Source organism: Cognatishimia sp. (assembly GCF_049116455.1).
Classification (GTDB): Bacteria; Pseudomonadota; Alphaproteobacteria; order Rhodobacterales; family Rhodobacteraceae; genus Cognatishimia.
Window position 1 is genome coordinate 271,469 of the sequence record NZ_JAGDYW010000005.1, and the last position, 17,449, is coordinate 288,917.

The following is a 17,449-nucleotide window of genomic DNA, read 5'->3' on the forward strand; positions in this document are numbered from 1 at the left end:
CAAATTCCGCGCCTTCTTTAAGCGCACAATAGCCCTATGCGGTGGGGGCCAAATGCTCAACTCAAAGATTGTAACGGACTGAAACATGGGCGTTTCCATTCGGCAGATAATTGCGCAAGTTTAAATATAAACATTAAATATCAACAACTTAAGCCACGTCCGACACACGAAACATTCCGCAAAGGAATGACATAAATAATGTGAAATTATTGTAAATGAAGACAAACCGTAACGCGGCAAGGTGCTGGCCTTAACCACGTACTACGGCGCGTTTTGAGCCGCGTCGATAAACGTTTTCACAACTGAATTCTTCATTTTGAAGAAATTTGTCGATGCGCGTTCAGTGGCGAGTGAAAGCGCTTTGGTGTAGCAGTCCATAGCCGCGCGATACTGATTTAACGGTACCAATAAATCCGCTCGGGCAGCCCAAAAAGGTTGAAACCTGACCCAATTCTGGCGGCTGGGCCGTACATGGAAATATCCAGGCCGGATCAGATGTCAGATAAGGGTTAAAGCGTTGTTAGCACGCATTCGAGCTCGCCAGAGCTAGAATAGCTTGTCGGGCTGCAGCCAAAGTGGCTTGGCGTTCAACATGTACATGACTCGGAAGCAAAAGCGTTTCAACACCGGTGACTGCGATGAAACCCAATGCCCCGGCAAAAATCGTAAAAAATGGCATTGGTTTCCTCTTGGATTGCCCAAAGGCAAACACGCCTTCAATAACATGACGAACGAAGGTCACTCCAATGGACATAGAAAGCGATTTTTTGATAAAAAAAAGCAAGCCCCTATTTTCAAACGAACTTATCAAACGAAAAAAGCCGCCCAGTGGGCGGCTTCTTCCTAAATTTCGTTCAGCTTAGTTTGCCTGGCGACGCAGGAACGCCGGAATTTCGATCCGCTCTTGCTCTGGATCTTCCGCCGGAGCCGGTGCTGGCGCAGGCGCCGCTTGCAGGTTTGGCTGTTGACGCGCTGCAGGCTGTGCTGCTGGTGCTTCTTGGCCATGGCCTGTCATGCGGTTGATCAAAGAGTTGATGCCAAAACGTGGCTTTTCTTCTTCGCTTGGTGCCTCTTCAGCCACCACTTGCTGACGCGGTTGTGGCGCAGAAGGAGCCTTGCTGACTGCTGAGCGCAAGCGCGCCATCGCTTCCGGAGAAGGTGTGCCCGGTGCTGGTGCTTTTGGCGCAACAAAAGCGGCCTCGGCTTCTTCTTCGTATTCGTCTACACGCGGCTGGAACTGAGCAACCTGTGGCTGGTAAGCCGGAGGTGGCAGATCGTCCTGTGCAGCAACAGGTGCAGCTGGCTCTTCGAACATCTCAACTGGCTCTTCAGCTGCCAGATGTGCGTCCATTTCTTCAAAGAGGCTCGGTTCAGAAACCGGTGCTGTTGGTGCAACTGCAGCCACTTGTGTCGGAGCTTCTTCAGCAACTGGCGCTTCGTCGATCGCGGCTGGCTTCAGCGGCTCTTTCAAAGAGCGGCGTGGCACTGGCATATCGGATTGAACAGTTGTGGCGTCGATACCTGTCGCAACAACGGAAACCCGCATGCCGCCTTCCAGATCGGTGTCCAGTGTGGAACCCACGATGATATTCGCGTCTGGATCGACTTCTTCGCGAATGCGGTTCGCCGCTTCGTCCAATTCGAACAGAGTAAGGTCGTGACCACCGGTGATGTTGATCAGAACGCCGTTTGCACCGCGCAGTGAGATCTCGTCCAGCAGCGGGTTGGCAATCGCCTTCTCTGCCGCCTGAACCGCGCGATCTTCGCCAGTTGCTTCGCCAGTCCCCATCATCGCTTTGCCCATTTCGTCCATTACGGCGCGAACGTCAGCAAAGTCGAGGTTGATCAGGCCCGGACGGACCATCAGGTCTGTCACACCTTTAACGCCTTGATACAGAACATCGTCTGCCATGGCGAAGGCTTCGGTGAATGTGGTTTTCTCATTCGCCAACCGGAACAGGTTCTGGTTGGGAATGATGATCAGCGTGTCCACGACCTTTTGCAGAGCTTCAACACCTGCTTCGGCCTGGCGCATCCGCTTTGCACCTTCAAATTGGAAGGGTTTGGTCACAACACCAACGGTCAGAACGCCGAGTTCACGCGCGGCCTGCGCGATGATTGGAGCAGCACCTGTCCCTGTGCCGCCGCCCATACCTGCTGTGATAAAGCACATGTGCGCGCCAGCCAGATGATCCACAATCTGTTCGATGCTTTCTTCTGCCGCTGCGGCCCCCACCGCTGGACGTGCACCTGCACCCAGACCTTCGGTGACTTTCACACCAAGCTGAACGCGAGATTGAGATTGGTTTTGCTGTAGCGCTTGCGCGTCTGTGTTGGCGACGACAAATTCAACGCCCTCCAGCTGCTTTGCGATCATGTTGTTGACCGCGTTGCCACCGGCACCACCTACACCAAATACCGTAATACGGGGTTTCAAGTCTTCCTGCTCGGGGAAGGTCAAATTCAAAGCCATAAGAGCGTCCGCCTGTCATTTTTTTCCATGCCATTCGGCACGTGTTTTTCGTCTACTCGTGAATGATTGTAGCGATAGACAGGCGCATCGTCACGCCAAAAAGCGTCACGAGCCACAAAATATGGACAAAATTCTGCCACAATTTGCGGCATTTCGCCGATCACGGCAGATATTGGGGAGGAAACCTGAACATAACACAACGTAAGGCTGTAGCCCTAGGGATAACCCTGTGGATAAGCGACTCATTTCAGTTGTTTGGCAAACTGCTCGGTTCGCCTTGTTCTGTTTTATGCACCTTTAAAGATGCTTGGCCTCTTTTTATACGAAGTTTTCCAATTTGTCGACGGGTCACGCTCCTCTAGGGGTGAATTCAGAATTACCAATTGGCTTTAAACCAGCGCACGGCGCGGCCAATGGATTTGATGCGTTGGTTCTGCGCGGGCAGATCAAAGTCCCAGCATTCGTCCTGCGGACGCGTTGCAAAGAGGCACATGCCAACCGATGCCGAGAAGCCCGGCCCTGTGGTGGCCTGCGGCAGGCCATGCACGCGCATGGGTCGACCTAGACGCACTTGTTGACCCAGAATGCGGCTGGCAAGCGTATCCAGACCCGGGATCTGGCTCCCTGCCCCAGTCAGAACGATTTTCTGACTGGGCAGGTGCTCAAATCCAGCGGCGTCCAGACGCGCACGCGCCTCTTCCAAAATTTCTTCGACACGCGGACGAATGATCCCGATCAGTTCTGCACGACTTACGGTGCGGCGATCATGCTCCCAATCGCCGGTGTCGCCACCGATTTCGATCATCTCACGATCGTCCATGCCCGTGGCATGCACGCCGCCATAAAAGGTCTTAATGCGTTCGGCGTTCGCGACCGGCACCTGTAGTGCCATTGAGATATCACCTGTCACGTGATCCCCGCCCATACGCACGCTATCGGCATAGATCATGTGTTTCTTCATAAAGATCGAAATGCTGGTGGATCCGCCACCCAGATCGATACAAGCTGCTCCGAGCTCTTGCTCGTCCTCAACCAGCGCCGACAAACCAGACACGTAAGCCGAGTTTGCAATCCCAGCCAATTCTAGATCACAACGTTTGATACAATGCGCGAGGTTCGCGACGACATTGGCGTCAACCGTCAGCATATGCATGTCACAAGCCAAACGTTGTCCCATTTGACCACGCGGGTCTGCCAGACCAGAGCGGCTGTCCAAAGCAAAGTTCACGGGATGAGCGTGCAGGACTTCGCGGCCTTCGCCGTAAGCTGGCACATCGCAATTCGCAAGCACGCTGGCAACATCTTGTTCGGTGACCATATTGTCTTGCAACTCGATCTGACCATCCAGTCCATAAGAACGAGGTGTCGCGCCTGAGAAACAAGCGATCACGTGATCGACACGGATCTGCGCCATTTTCTGCGCTGCTTGAACCGCCGTACGGATCGCGCGTTCGGTTTCGCCCATCGCAGAGATTTCGCCAAACTTCACACCGCGAGACTTGGTAGAGGCTGCGCCAATCACGCGAAAGCCGCTTTGCCCCGCCAAAGATCCAATACCATCGATGTCAGTTAAATGGTCCGCGCCATCAAAACGCAAAACCAAACAGGCGATTTTGGATGTCCCCACATCCAGTACCGCCACAACACCGCGTTGCATCGCCGCTTTGCGCATGGCCCGCATTGCGCGTTGGGATTGATACAATTCAAACATTACTCTTGCCCCACTCGGATCTCACGGATGCGCCACCAGGCCTCAACCGATCTTTCTGCTATTCTTATTGTTGGTCTGTCACCCAGACGCATGTCGACAACGCTTAAGTCGCGTTGCAGCATTTCTTCAATTTGGCTCAAGGCCACCACACGTTCCAAGGCCTGTACAGCCCCCCATTCAGGCAACATGATGCGTTGATCACGATCCAGCACCAGATCCCAGCGTCGCTCGCCTACGCGGACCAAACCCCGCATACGATCGCGCAATGGTCCCGCCGCTTGCATCAGTTGCAGGGCTTCTGCGGTTTCGGCCTCTGCGCCTTCCCCTGCCATCACCGGCAAGTTCGGATGCAGCGCACGCAAAGTGCCTTCTGCAACGACAAATCCTTCGGCATCCACCAGATGAAGCCCATCACGCAAGCGCCATAGGATCACAGGTTTGCGTTCTTCGACATTAACCTGCAAGACGCCACCAGGCTTTACCCGCAATGTCGCAGCCTTGACGGGAGACAGGCCATCTACGGTGGTTTTCATCGTATCCAGATCGAGGTCAAAGCTACTGACCGGGAAATCGACTGGAAGAATTTCGCGAATATCATCCGCCACACTTGAGCTCGCGCCTTCGATTGACATGGCTTTCACCAAGAACTCCGGGCGTTCGACAATGCTCGTGCGGATATCACGCATGAACATACGCACCTGATCACGGCGATCTTGATCGGAAAACCAAACCGCCGTTGCCAAGGCGGCTACGCCGAAAGGCAGCACAACCCGCATCCCAAAACGGAAAAGTGGAGTGAGCATCAAGCGTTCGTATCGATAGTTCAGGCGCTCATAGCGACGAGATACGTGGGAGCCTGCTGGATCTGGGCGTTGGTTTACCTGTCGCATGAGGCATCCTCCACCAACCAGCGGCACAGGTCCGGGAAGGACATTCCAACTGCGCCAGCCTGTTCTGGACTTAAAGAGGTTGGGGTCATGCCCGGCTGTGTGTTGGTTTCCAACAGGACTAGTCCGTCGAGCCCGCGCTCTTCATCCCAGCGGAAATCCGTGCGGCTCAGGCCCCGGCAGCCTAAAAGCTGATGCGCGCGCAAAGCGTAGTCCATGCAGGCATCAAAAATCTCTTGCGGGATCTGGGCTGGCACTTCGTGACGTGAGCCGCCCTCTTTATACTTGGCATCATAATCATACCAACCGTCAGTGATGATGTCAGTGACGGTTAAAGCCTTGTCGCCAAGCACGCTCGCCGTCAGCTCGCGGCCCGCTACAAATTTTTCGACCATCAGCTCATTCGGCATGTCATCCGCCAGCTTCGGCGGGCCATTCGCGGCTTCATGCACAATATAAATACCAACCGAGGAGCCTTCGTTATAAGGCTTCACCACATAAGGTGGCGCCATCATATGGCGGCTTTCGATGTCATCTCGCGCAGCAACAACACTGTCTGCAATCGGAAGGCCCGCGGCACGATAGGCGGATTTCGTGCGCTCTTTGTCCATTGCTAACGACGAGGCTAAAACGCCTGAATGCGTATAGGGAATGCCCAACCATTCCAGCAGGCCCTGTACACAACCGTCTTCGCCCCAGCGACCATGCAGGGCGTTAAACACAACATCAGGTTTGAATTTTTGCAGCTCAGACGCCAAATCGCGATCTGCGATCACTTCAATGACGTCAAATCCACCTTCCCTCAACGCAGCGGCACATTCCTGCCCAGATGACATAGACACCTCGCGCTCAGCCGAGAGTCCGCCCATCAGTACCGCTACTTTCGGAGTTGTCCTGCTCGACATACCCGCTCCAGCGCCTCAAATTATCGGTCGTTTTTTGACCTGTGTTATTGCCCGTTATCGGGCTTTTTATATGCCCATTTCGGGCTTGTTCTGCGCCCTTTTGGGCATTTTCTGATGGCTTAACAGATCGGTTCTCCGGTTCCCACCATCATTTTAATTTTTTGTAAACCGGGTCATTTCTTGCCCAGCTTTTGCTTTAGTTGGTTAAAATTCGCCAACCCGCTTAATTTCCCACTCTAGCGTCAAACCGCTTTTTTCAAAAACCTTTTTTCGCACTTCTTCACCAAGGTTTTCTAAATCTGCGGCAGATGCGCCACCGGTGTTGATCATAAAGTTGGAATGCTTTTCGCTCATCTGCGCACCCCCAATTGTAGCGCCGCGCATCCCTGCATCATCAATCACCTTCCAGGCCTTTAGATCATGCACGTCGTCATCACGGCCTGTAGAAGAATAGCCCGCCGGATTGCGGAAGGTACTGCCAGCGGAACGATCTTTGGTCGGCTGCGTCGCATCGCGTTTTTCCAGCTGATGTTGCATGCGAGCTGCCAATTCTTCTGCGTCGCCAGCCGGGCCTTCAAAGGTTGCCTCAACCAGCACCCAGCCTTGCGGCAGATCACTTTGACGGTATTGGAAATTCAAATCATCAGCAGACAGAGTGACCAATTCACCTGCGCGTGTCACAGCTTTTGCAGAAACAAAAACATCAGCAATATAAGACCCATAGCAGCCGGCGTTCATGCAGACCGCACCACCAATTGCGCCGGGAATGGTGCGTAGGAATGTTAGATCTACACCCGCCTCAGCCGCTTTGCGCGCCACATGAGCATCCAGTGCCGCAACGCCTGCCGTCACACGCTTTCCTTCAACAGAGATCTGATTAAATCCCCGCCCCATGCGGATCACGACAGCGCGCAAACCGCCATCACGGACGATCAGGTTGCTGCCCACACCCATCGGAAAGACGTCCACAGCCTCATCCAAATTTGCCAAAAAATGCTGCAAGTCTTCGACGTCAGCAGGCTGAAACAACCAATCAGCTGGCCCACCAACGCGCAACCAGGTCAGATCGGAAAGCACTCGGTTTTGCGTGAGTTTACCGCGCACCTCAGGCAGGTTGGTCATTAATCGATGATCCTTGGCTTCGGCAGCGGTTTTTGCCGCTTGGTTTTATCTTTTACAGGCTTTTGCGCAGTTTTCATCCGACGCTTGGCCTTTGGGTAGGTTGGACGAATGTGCGAGATGCGCCAATTCACCAAACTGCCCACGATGGCTCCAATACCGACCCCAAGAAGCGGAGGCAACAGAGCGGCCAGCCAAAACAGCACCAAACGACGTGCGCTCCAGCCTTGCAGGATTTCCGCCCAAATAAAGGCCCCTATGTTCAGAGCGCCAAAAAACACCACCAATAAAAGCACGGCCTTCCAGGCATTTTTTTGAGTCAGCACAAAACTGGCAACGGCCATCATCAGGGCCATTGTGCCCCCGATGATCAGCAGGATTTCGGGGTTCATTGCCCCACCTGACGGCGGATCCAGCGCGATAAGTAAATCACGGGCCAACGCATCACCCACATGGCCCCGACCAGCAATATCGCAGCCAAACCGATGCCGTGGTCGATATAGACCCAGGCCAGGATCGGCAGGCCGATCGCAATCATGACATAGGCAAATTTCCAGTGGTTGTCTTTGCTGGGAAACATGGCGCGCAGATTAACCACGATCATCCAAATCAGTGCAGCTATGAATGATAAACTCATGTTTCCCCTCGTTTTTATGCTTCCAGCCGTGCGGGCAACCCATTCGCCCATGCGCTGATGGTACCAGCTCCGAGGCAAACAACAATGTCACCTGGCTTTGCCTGTTCACGCACCAGACGCTCCAAGTCCTCTTCAGACATAATCGCGCGTGCATTGCGGTGACCGTGTGCAATCAGCCCGGCGACCAGATCATCTTGCCCAGCACCGGGAATTGGATCTTCGCCTGCCGCAAAGACCTCGGCAATGGCCACAACATCTGCTTCGTTAAAACAGGTGCAGAAATCATCAAACAGGCTGGACAGACGGCTATAGCGGTGCGGCTGATGTACAGCGATGACGCGCCCTTCGCTGGCCTGACGTGCAGCCTTTAGAACCGCTGCGATTTCAACTGGGTGGTGGCCATAGTCATCGATGATGGTCACGCCATCCACTTCGCCCACCTTGGTGAAACGACGATTCACGCCACCAAAATTCGCCAGAGCCTCACGGATTTCCTCGTGTTTCATGCCAAGATGCAGCGCAATCGCTACGGCACTCAAGGCATTGGAAACGTTGTGATCACCGGGCATTGGTAGTGTGCAGCCTTCAATGGCCTTTTCCTCGGCCTGTAGCTCGATATCAAAATGGGCAACGCCCGCTTTATACGTCAGATTAGTCGCGCGCACGTCCGCTTGGGCATTGAAACCAAAGGTCGTCACCCGGCGATCAGTGATCTTACCCACCAGCGCTTGCACCTCTGGGTGGTCGGTGCAGCAGACTGCCAGACCATAAAATGGGATGTTAGAGACAAACTCGTGGAAACCCGCCCGCAGCGTATCAAAATCGCCCCAATGCTCCATGTGCTCGGGGTCGATATTGGTCACAATCGCGATGGTTGCTGGCAGGCGGTTGAATGTACCGTCAGACTCATCCGCCTCAACCACCATCCATTCGCCCTCGCCCACGCGGGCGTTCGAGCCATAGGCGTGGATGATACCGCCGTTGATCACCGTAGGATCAATATCGCCATGGTCTAGAACCGCGGCAACCATTGTGGTAGTGGTGGTTTTACCATGTGTCCCGGCAACGGCGATGTTGGATTTCAGGCGCATCAGCTCGGCCAGCATTTCAGCGCGGCGCACAACCGGTAGGCCCTGACGGCGGGCTTCATCCAGCTCGGCATTGCCCGGTTTGATCGCAGAGGAAATCACGACGACCGCTGCATTTTTAAGATTTTCAGCCTTTTGACCAATAAAAACCGTCGCACCTATTTCGGCCAGACGCTGGGTGATTTTGCTGTCTTTCAGATCAGATCCCTGCACCGTGTAGCCATGGTTTAACAGGACTTCTGCAATACCGGACATGCCAATTCCACCGATACCAACAAAGTGGATCGGTCCAACATCGGTGGGGAGTTTGGTGGCTGCTGCGTTCATTCTGCTTGTTCTTTCTGTAGCGTACCGTTTGCAAGCGCCTCGACCATGGCGACCAGATTTTCGGTCGCGTCAGGCTTGCCAACGGAAAGGGCGGCACGTGACATTTGCAGCGCGCCGTCTGAATTCAAAAGGACGGTTTTGATTTGCTCGGACAGAGCGTCAACCTCAAAGAGGGCTTCGGGCATGACGATCGCCGCCCCTGCGTCGGCAAGACCCCGCGCATTGGCTGTTTGATGATCAGCCGTGGCCGCGCCGTAAGGCACCAGAATCGACGGGCGTCCAATGATAGAAATATCTGCAACCGACGACGCGCCAGAGCGAGAGATCACCAACTGAGCTTCGCTCATGCGTTCGGGGATATCGGTAAAGAACTCCTGAACATCCGCATTGATGCCTTGATCTGCATAGAACTGCGCAACACGTTGAAAATCTTCACCGCGCGCTTGATGGCTGACGCGGATATGACGACGCATTTCGCTGGGAAGATTGTCAATCGCAGGCGGCACAACGTCAGACAAAATGCGCGCGCCTTGTGAGCCACCGATGACCAAGATCGACATCGGGTAATCGCCGGGTGGGATATAACCAGCCCCTGCCCGTTCCAACACAACTCCACGCACGGGATTGCCGGTGTGAAACCCTTCGACGCCTTCAGGCAATTCGGTTGGCCATGTGCCGCAGGCAATCGCTTGAACCTTCTTAGCAAACAGTTCGTTCACGCGGCCAAGTACGCCATTTTGTTCATGAATCATGCGCGGCAGACCCAAAATCCAAGCCGCGCCCATGGCTGGTATTGTTGGGTATCCACCAAATCCTACTACCGCAGTTGGCTTGTCTTTGCGCAGCTTCAAGACAGCACCTAGAACGCCGCCCAAAATGCGAAATGGCACCATGGCTTTGTTGACCAAACCACCACGCGCGAAGGTCGCTGATGCGACCTGTTCAATCTCAACCTGCTCTGGGAAACCGCCAGTATAACGCGCGCCCCGCGCATCGGTTGAAAGTTTGACCCGCCAGCCTTTAGCCAGCATGGCTTCTGCCAAGGCCTGCGCCGGGAACATATGGCCCCCGGTGCCTCCGGCTGCAATTACCAGCAGCGGTTGGTTTGTCATCTTACGTGACCCCGTAGAATATCATTGATTTCGCCCTGTGGACGGCTGCGGGTAAAGGCCAAAAGCATGCCCACTGCAATCCCGCCAGCAATCAAGGAACTACCGCCATAGCTGACAAAGGGCAATGTCATGCCCTTCGCTGGTAGGAGGCGAACCGCCACCCCCATGTTGATCATGGCCTGAACACCAAACATCGCCACAAGACCCGTGCCAGCTAGGCGGATGAATGTGTCGCGTTCTTTCATCAGACGCAGGAAGCTGCGCAGAACGATAATCGCGTAAAGAGCGATGATCGCGAGCACCAAAATCAGGCCGTATTCTTCAGCAGCAACCGCAATGATGAAATCCGTATGCGCATCCGGCAGGCTCCATTTCACCTGCCCTTCGCCGACGCCAACGCCGAAAAAGCCGCCTTCGCGGATCGCATTGGTGGCATAACCAAGCTGAGTGGTTGGATCGACATCAGCACTGAGGAAGCCATCAATCCGGCGCGCAAAGTGTTCGGATGCATTGTAAGCCACCATGCCACCGATGATCACGAGGCACATCATGGCAACCAACAAGGTCATTGGTGCTCCGGCGATGAAATACATCACACCCCATGCAAAGAGGATCAAACAGGCCTGTCCGAAATCTGGCTGCATCACAAGGATAAGCGCAATGGTCACGGTCAACATAAAGGACCATAGCTTGCCGGGAGGGCCGTTGATCTCTTGGCTGGCGGCCATAAGCCATGCGGCCACAACAATAAATCCGGGCTTTAGGAATTCAGATGGCTGCACCGAGGCGAAACCAAGGGAGTACCAGCGCGTCGCGCCTTTACCGAAGTCCGTGCCAAAAAACGGCAAGAAAATCAGAGCGATAAAGGCCCCGAGAAACCCTAGAACCGCCAGTCGACGGACCAGTTTCGGGCTCATCATCGAGGTAATAAACATGGCAATCAGCGCAGCACCTCCAAAGATGCTTTGGCGTGTCACATAGTAGAAATGGGCAAATCCGTTCTTTTCCGCCAAAGGCGGGCTTGCGGCCAGCCCCAACAAAAGGCCAACGCCAAACAACATCAGGATGCAGGACATCGTCCATTTATCCAAAGTGCGCCACCATTTCGGGAGAATCGGCTCAACATCACGCGCCGGAAGCGCGCCATAGACCATTTCTGTCATCGTAACCTGCCAACAATTGCCTCAAACGCCCGGTTCTCCGGGTCATTGCGGCGATTCTAACAGGTCACGACTCACTTGGGAAGTATTCAGATTACGTAGATTTATGCAGGACGTTGGCGGGCATATTTCCGTGAATACTGAAAAGGTGAAGCTATTATATGTTTTGTCTGAACGACTTGGTTAATGTCTGTTTTGAGCCCATTTTGTAATAATCGATGGTACTAAAATCGGCTTTCAGAAATTGAGAGGTTGGCACTGCCGTAGTGCCGCGGCAGTGGCGAGCTAAATTAAGAATGAATAGGATTAACTTACTTGGTTACTTGCCGAATAGATAAAATTTTCTCAATCGTGTTGATTTCAAACCGATCCAAACTGCGAATAAGGTCGCTAAGTTTTTTATATCCATAGGTACGCGTGTCAAAATCTGAATTCGCAGCCATAATTTGCTTTCCCAAAGCCGAAAGCGAACACCAACCATCATCTTGTTCAATTTTATCCATTGCAGCAATTATCAGCGGAGCAGCCTTTTTTGCAGGTAGTTTGTTGTTTTTGATTTGCGCCCCATCTTTGGCGGAAGTCGGTTCGTCAATTATATTCTCGATAAGCACAAAACGGTTACAGACATTGCGCAAACTCTCTGGGGTTTTGCGCTCGCCGATACCAATAACTTCCAAGCCTTGCTCACGTATACGATTAGCAAGCGCGGTTAAATCGCTGTCAGAGCTAACCAGAACAAACCCATCGAAACGGCCGGCATGCAATATATCCATCGCATCAATTACTAAGCCGATATCACTGGCATTCTTTCCTTTGGTATTTGCAGTTTCTTGATGTGCTACCAATCCGTGTTCACGAACGGTTTCAGCCCAACCTTGAAGTTGCTCGCTAGACCAGTCGCCATAGACACGTCGCAACGCTAGCTCGCCAAAGGTAGCAATCTCTGTAAGGATTGACTCAGCATGCTTGGCCGGAATGTTGTCTGCGTCGATCAGGACAGCATAAAGTGGTCGGTTTCGATTTACCATTTAAGTTCCCTAGCCAGCATCTCCAGTTTAAGTAAGCTGTTATCATTTTTTCCTTTTTCAACAGCCTATTCAAGCTCTCCTGCAGTTAACTCAACGTGAAACGTCTCACCTACCCAGCTTACTGCCCAATTTGGACAAAAAAGCCCCACCATGACAACAGGGCTTTTTATTATTTTGTCTAATGACGTCAGCTTAACCGACCAGACCACCGTCGGTACGCTTAACTGCAACAACACAAGACCGTGGCAAAGTGCCTGGACCATCAGGGAAGTCAGCCGCCGGGTGCTGGATGCCCACGAAAGCCGTACGGCGGTCCAGTGAGAAGCACAGGCCAGTGACTTCGCAGTTGTTTGGACCGGTCATAAAGCGAACAATCTCACCGGTTGCTGGATCACCGATCAGCATCTGGTTGTTGCCCTGTCCTTCAAAATCACCTTCGTTCTTGAAGTTGCCATCGGTCTGAATCCACAGCAGACCCTTGCTGTCAAACACCATCCCGTCTGGGCTGTTGAACATGTTGCCTTCGTTGACGTTGTCCGAACCTGCCAGTGGACCCGTTGGGTGCACTTTTGGGTTGCCTGCCATCACATAAAGATCCCATGTGAAGGCGTCGTCTGTGTGCTCGCCACCGGTTGGACGCCAGCGCACGATCTGACCGTATTTGTTGGCTTCGCGTGGGTTTGGACCTCCAACTGGGGTTTCGTCACCACCGGCATTGGTTTTGATGCCACGGTTCTTGTTGTTGGTCAGCGCACAATAAGCTTCAACACGCAGCGGGTTCACAGCGACCCATTCAGGACGGTCCATAGTGGTTGCGCCTACTTTGGAACCAGCCACACGGGTATGCAGGCAGATTTCTTCCTTGGACATGCCGGTCACTTCTGGGGTCAAAGCAAGCCATTCACCTGTCAGGTCGTCGTTAAATTTCGCAACGTAGAGCTGACCTTCAGACAGCAGACCGTCGGTATCGCCGCCTTCAACGTACATGTCTTCAGAAACGAATTTGTAAAGGAACTCACCGCGCTCATCGTCGCCCATGTAGACAACAACACGACCGTCAGACGCCAAAACCACTTCGGCGTTTTCGTGCTTGAAACGGCCCAAAGCTGAGCGTTTCTTCGGTGTAGATGTTGGATCTGTCGCGTCGATTTCTACGATGAAACCGTGACGGTTCGGCTCGTTGATGTTTTTAGACAGATCAAAACGCGTGTCGAACTTTTCAAACCCATAGCGGGACTTGGTTTTGATACCGTAGCGCTTGAACTCTGCTGGCAGTTCTTGGTTCTCATCTGCGGAACCGAAGTAGCCGTTAAAGTTCTCTTCACAGGTCAGGTATGTGCCCCAAGGGGTTTCACCGTTACCGCAGTTGTTCCATGTACCCAGAACGGTTTTGCCTTCTGGATCGGCATCCGTCTTGACCATGTCATGACCTGCCAGCGGACCAGTCAGTTCCATTGGTGTGTCGATGGTGATGCGGCGGTTGTATTCAGAGTCCAGAACCGGAGCCCAGCCATTCGCGCCTTCTTCGATTTCCAAGATGGAAATGCCGTGGGCATTTTTCATCTTCTGGATGTCGTCCGCGTTGGTGGCTTTACCGTCTTCACGGTTTTTCAGCAGGACTTTGTTCTGAATATATTCATTATTAACAGCGAGGATCTGTTTGTCGCCTTTGGCAAACACGGCCATACCGTCGGTGTTGTCCCCAAAGGACATCGCTTGCGTTTCTGCAGTACCACCGGTTGCCTGATCCACATCTTCAACACCAGACCACAGTGGCTGTCCCCAGCGCACAACAGTTTCCCACTCATAGCCTTCCGGTAGTGTGATAGTGTTCGCTGTCGATGTTGGGATCGGCGTGAAGCCAAAACGGTTGGCCGTCACAGCCTGTGCTTCGGACGCAAGGAAGGTCGTGCCCATCGCCGCAGCGCCGGATCCGAATGCAAGAACGCCACCTAGAAAACCGCGGCGTGAAATTGCTGCGTCTACGACTGCATCAAATTCATTGTTATCCGGGCGCGGGTCGCGCAGTTCATCATAATCGTCAAAAGACAGGTCATCGTTATCGTGCTCACGCATGGGAAATCTCCGCGTTGGCTGGTTATTTTCGAGGCCTCCTTCTGAAGCAGCATGATGACAGTTTCCCTGCAGTTTCTTAGCACTTTCGTAACACGGGATATTTTGCGGATTTGGTCACATGCTTGACCCGCGCCCCCGCCTAAGGCAGAGCACAGCCATGATGTGGAAAACGATCATTTTGGGCGCTGGCGCTGCTGGCATGATGTGCGCGGTTCATGCAGGCCCGGGCACGTTGGTATTGGATCACGCGAAGGCCCCAGGCGAGAAAATCCGCATTTCTGGCGGCGGGCGTTGTAATTTCACCAATATCTATGCCGGGCCTGAAAACTTCCTCTCCCAAAATCCGCATTTCTGCAAAAGCGCGCTCAGCCGCTATACGCAATGGGATTTCATCGACCTCGTGCAAAAACACGGGATCGCCTATCATGAAAAGACACTTGGGCAGCTTTTCTGCGATGACAGCGCCAAAGACATCATTCAGATGCTTTTGTCTGAAATGCAAAAAGCCGGTGCAGAACTGCACCTTAAGACCGGCATCCAATCTGTGCAAAAAACCGACGCGGGTTTTGAAATCAAAACCGAACGTGAAGGTCGCACGGAAACCTTTTCATGCCGCAATCTCGTCCTTGCGACGGGCGGTAAATCCATTCCCAAAATGGGGGCAACGGGATTGGCCTATGACATTGCCCAGCAATTTGACCTCAATATTCTGCCCACCCGCGCAGGCCTTGTGCCGTTCACTTTCCCAGACGGGCGCTTTAAACCGCTCGCTGGTGTTGCTCATCCCGTAAGTGCCAGTGCCAATGGCACCAGCTTTGAAGAGGCAATTCTCTTTACGCACCGTGGCCTTTCTGGCCCGTCGATGTTGCAAATCTCTAGCTACTGGCAGGAAAGCCAGCCAATCTCTGTCAATTTCTTTCCCGACAACAACCTGTTCGAGGCGCTCAAAGCGCGGCGTAAAACAGATGGTCGCAAACAGCTCGCCACGGTTCTTGGCTATGAAATGCCCGGCAAGCTTGCGGATCATTTCGCTGTAGAACTGAACCTCAAAGGAAACCTTGCCGACCAATCAGACGCAAAGCTACGCGCCATCGCAGACGCGCTCTCAAATTGGCAAGTGACCCCTGCTGGCACCGAGGGCTACCGTACAGCCGAAGTCACCCTTGGCGGGATTGATACAGATGCGCTTTCGTCCAAAACCATGGAAGCCAAAGCCCTACCCGGTCTTTATGCAATTGGCGAAGCCGTCGATGTCACCGGTTGGCTTGGCGGCTTTAATTTCCAATGGGCTTGGAGCTCAGGTTTTGCTGCAGGCACCGCCATACGCGCCAAACACTAATTCACATTTCTTTTTGGCAAAGATACCCGGGGTGAATGCGCAAAGCGCGGAGGGGCGAAGCCCCTACTGAGCCAGTGCCGCCTGTACCAGTTCTGTAAAATGCTCGCCACGCTTCTCAAAGCTGTCGTATTGATCAAAGCTTGCTGCCGCCGGGGCTAGCAAAACCGTATCGCCTTCTGCAGCCTCTTCCATGGCACGGGCGACTGCGACGTCCATGGAGGTGCAAACCTCAGCCTTAATGTCACCCAATTGCATTGAAAAACTCGCAGCTTCGCGCCCAATCACATAGGCCTTGCTCACCTGACCCGTCGCCGTATGCAGCGCCTCAAGCCCGCCGTCTTTCTCAAGCCCGCCGCAGATCCAGCGAATGTTCTTGAACGCACTTAGCGCCTTTGCTGCTGCGTCGACATTTGTGGCTTTACTATCATTCACATAGGTCACGCCGCCAGCTTCTGCGATGATTTGCGAGCGATGCGGCAAGCCGCCAAAGCTTGCAAAGCCTTGCTCGATCACCCGAGGTGCCAAACCAAGCGTTCGGCAAACAGCATAAGCCGCGCAGGCGTTTTGGTGGTTGTGTGTTCCGGGCAGCCCTTTGATGGGTCGCAAATCAATCGATCCGACCTGACGCCTTTTGCGGTATTCAGCCAGAAAGCCCTTCTTTGCAAAAACCTGCCAGCCCGGTCCTGTCAGCTTCTGATCTACGGAAATTCGAATAACCCGATCATCTGCCGCCGACTGCGCCATTTGCCCAGCCAGATACAACCCTTCGTCTTCATCGATGCCAATCACAGCCCGATCCGGCCCGCCCTCGGCAAACAGACGGCGTTTGGCCGCGAAGTACCCGCCCATGCCGTCATGGCGATCCAAATGATCCGGCGAAAGATTGGTAAAAACAGCCACATCTGGTGTCAGGTTTCGGGCAAGATCAGTCTGGTAGCTTGAAAGCTCCAGCACCACCACATCTCCATCCGCTGCAGGGTCAATGTCCAACACACCGCGCCCAATGTTGCCAGCCAGCTGTGTATTTCGCCCAGCTTGTTCCAACACATGGTGGATCAGCGCAGAGGTGGTGGATTTACCGTTAGACCCGGTGACCGCTACAACCTTTGGCATCACATCAAAATTGTCCCAATCGCGGGTCGCAAATGACGCAAAGAACAGGCTGATATCATTGTCGACCGGCACACCCGCCGCCATGGCAGCACGGATCACAGGATTGGGCGTCGGGTACAAATGCGGAATGCCCGGGGACACGACCAAACAGGCGACATCATCCAATGCGCCCTGCTTACCCAACTCAACAATCTCGAACCCTTCTTCAGCTGCCGCTTCTCGTGCAGAGGGGTTGTCATCCCAACACAAAGGTACCGCGCCGCCTTCGCGCAGTGCGCGTGCAGAGGCCAAGCCCGAGCGTCCAAGCCCTAAAACACCAATGCGTTTACCTGAATATCCCTGAACTGGAATCATACTCTTGCCTCCACGCCAACGCATTTTTTGCTACTGGACTTTAGATCAGAGTGCCAGTTCTTGTGGTAAAATTCATCCCCCAAAAACAGTCAAAATCCGCGCGGCGCTGACTGTTGACAG

At 53.6% G+C, this 17,449-nt stretch carries 15 protein-coding genes; 1 reads left to right on the forward strand and 14 read right to left on the reverse strand.

Annotation, left to right across the window (positions count from 1 at the left end; genetic code table 11):
* Window positions 1-520 precede the first annotated feature (520 nt).
* From JXQ85_RS13310 to JXQ85_RS13370, 13 genes are all read right to left on the reverse strand, one after another.
* Window positions 521-679 carry a hypothetical protein gene (locus JXQ85_RS13310; protein WP_421749426.1) on the reverse strand — a complete coding sequence of 53 codons (159 nt, stop codon included), beginning with the start codon at window positions 677-679 and terminating at the stop codon, window positions 521-523.
* A gap of 180 nt (window positions 680-859) precedes the next feature.
* A complete protein-coding gene (gene ftsZ / locus JXQ85_RS13315) occupies window positions 860-2,473 on the reverse strand; it encodes a cell division protein FtsZ (RefSeq protein ID WP_421749427.1) in 1,614 nt (537 codons plus the stop codon).
* Between the two features lie 376 nt (window positions 2,474-2,849).
* Complete coding sequence (gene ftsA, locus JXQ85_RS13320; RefSeq protein ID WP_421749428.1) at window positions 2,850-4,184, reverse strand: cell division protein FtsA; 1,335 nt, start codon at window positions 4,182-4,184, stop codon at window positions 2,850-2,852.
* Window positions 4,184-5,074, reverse strand: a complete 891-nt coding sequence (locus JXQ85_RS13325; protein WP_421749429.1) for a cell division protein FtsQ/DivIB — start codon at window positions 5,072-5,074, stop codon at window positions 4,184-4,186. The genes ftsA and JXQ85_RS13325 overlap by 1 nt, the downstream gene beginning before the upstream one ends.
* Window positions 5,062-5,976 (reverse strand): D-alanine--D-alanine ligase, encoded by a 915-nt coding sequence (locus JXQ85_RS13330; protein ID WP_421749430.1) that lies wholly within the window; start codon window positions 5,974-5,976, stop codon window positions 5,062-5,064. The genes JXQ85_RS13325 and JXQ85_RS13330 overlap by 13 nt, the downstream gene beginning before the upstream one ends.
* Window positions 5,977-6,180: 204 nt before the next feature.
* Entirely contained in the window at window positions 6,181-7,098 is a 918-nt protein-coding gene (murB, locus tag JXQ85_RS13335; protein ID WP_421749431.1) for a UDP-N-acetylmuramate dehydrogenase, read from the reverse strand.
* Window positions 7,098-7,487, reverse strand: coding sequence for a hypothetical protein (locus JXQ85_RS13340; RefSeq protein ID WP_421749432.1), 390 nt, complete (start codon window positions 7,485-7,487; stop codon window positions 7,098-7,100). Before JXQ85_RS13340 ends, murB begins: the two co-directional genes overlap by 1 nt.
* Complete coding sequence (locus JXQ85_RS13345) at window positions 7,484-7,732, reverse strand: DUF2484 family protein (protein WP_421749433.1); 249 nt, start codon at window positions 7,730-7,732, stop codon at window positions 7,484-7,486. Before JXQ85_RS13345 ends, JXQ85_RS13340 begins: the two co-directional genes overlap by 4 nt.
* A gap of 14 nt (window positions 7,733-7,746) precedes the next feature.
* Window positions 7,747-9,147, reverse strand: coding sequence for a UDP-N-acetylmuramate--L-alanine ligase (gene murC / locus JXQ85_RS13350; protein ID WP_421749434.1), 1,401 nt, complete (start codon window positions 9,145-9,147; stop codon window positions 7,747-7,749).
* A complete protein-coding gene (locus JXQ85_RS13355) occupies window positions 9,144-10,259 on the reverse strand; it encodes a UDP-N-acetylglucosamine--N-acetylmuramyl-(pentapeptide) pyrophosphoryl-undecaprenol N-acetylglucosamine transferase (protein WP_421749435.1) in 1,116 nt (371 codons plus the stop codon). Before JXQ85_RS13355 ends, murC begins: the two co-directional genes overlap by 4 nt.
* Window positions 10,256-11,422 carry a putative lipid II flippase FtsW gene (gene ftsW / locus JXQ85_RS13360; RefSeq protein ID WP_421749436.1) on the reverse strand — a complete coding sequence of 389 codons (1,167 nt, stop codon included), beginning with the start codon at window positions 11,420-11,422 and terminating at the stop codon, window positions 10,256-10,258. The genes JXQ85_RS13355 and ftsW overlap by 4 nt, the downstream gene beginning before the upstream one ends.
* Before the next feature lie 308 nt (window positions 11,423-11,730).
* Window positions 11,731-12,447: an NYN domain-containing protein gene (locus JXQ85_RS13365; RefSeq protein ID WP_421749437.1), complete on the reverse strand. Its 717-nt coding sequence runs from the start codon at window positions 12,445-12,447 to the stop codon at window positions 11,731-11,733.
* A 192-nt stretch (window positions 12,448-12,639) separates the two neighbouring features.
* Window positions 12,640-14,523: a PhoX family protein gene (locus JXQ85_RS13370; protein WP_421749438.1), complete on the reverse strand. Its 1,884-nt coding sequence runs from the start codon at window positions 14,521-14,523 to the stop codon at window positions 12,640-12,642.
* A 157-nt stretch (window positions 14,524-14,680) separates the two neighbouring features.
* Between JXQ85_RS13370 and JXQ85_RS13375 the strand changes: the two genes are divergently transcribed.
* The gene (locus JXQ85_RS13375; RefSeq protein WP_421749439.1) at window positions 14,681-15,862 is read left to right on the forward strand and encodes an NAD(P)/FAD-dependent oxidoreductase; all 1,182 of its coding nucleotides are present in this window, start codon (window positions 14,681-14,683) and stop codon (window positions 15,860-15,862) included.
* Between the two features lie 63 nt (window positions 15,863-15,925).
* Here the strand turns inward: JXQ85_RS13375 and murD are convergent, their stop codons facing one another.
* On the reverse strand, window positions 15,926-17,329 hold the full coding sequence (gene murD / locus JXQ85_RS13380) for a UDP-N-acetylmuramoyl-L-alanine--D-glutamate ligase (RefSeq protein WP_421749440.1): 1,404 nt from the start codon (window positions 17,327-17,329) through the stop codon (window positions 15,926-15,928).
* Window positions 17,330-17,449: the final 120 nt, after the last annotated feature.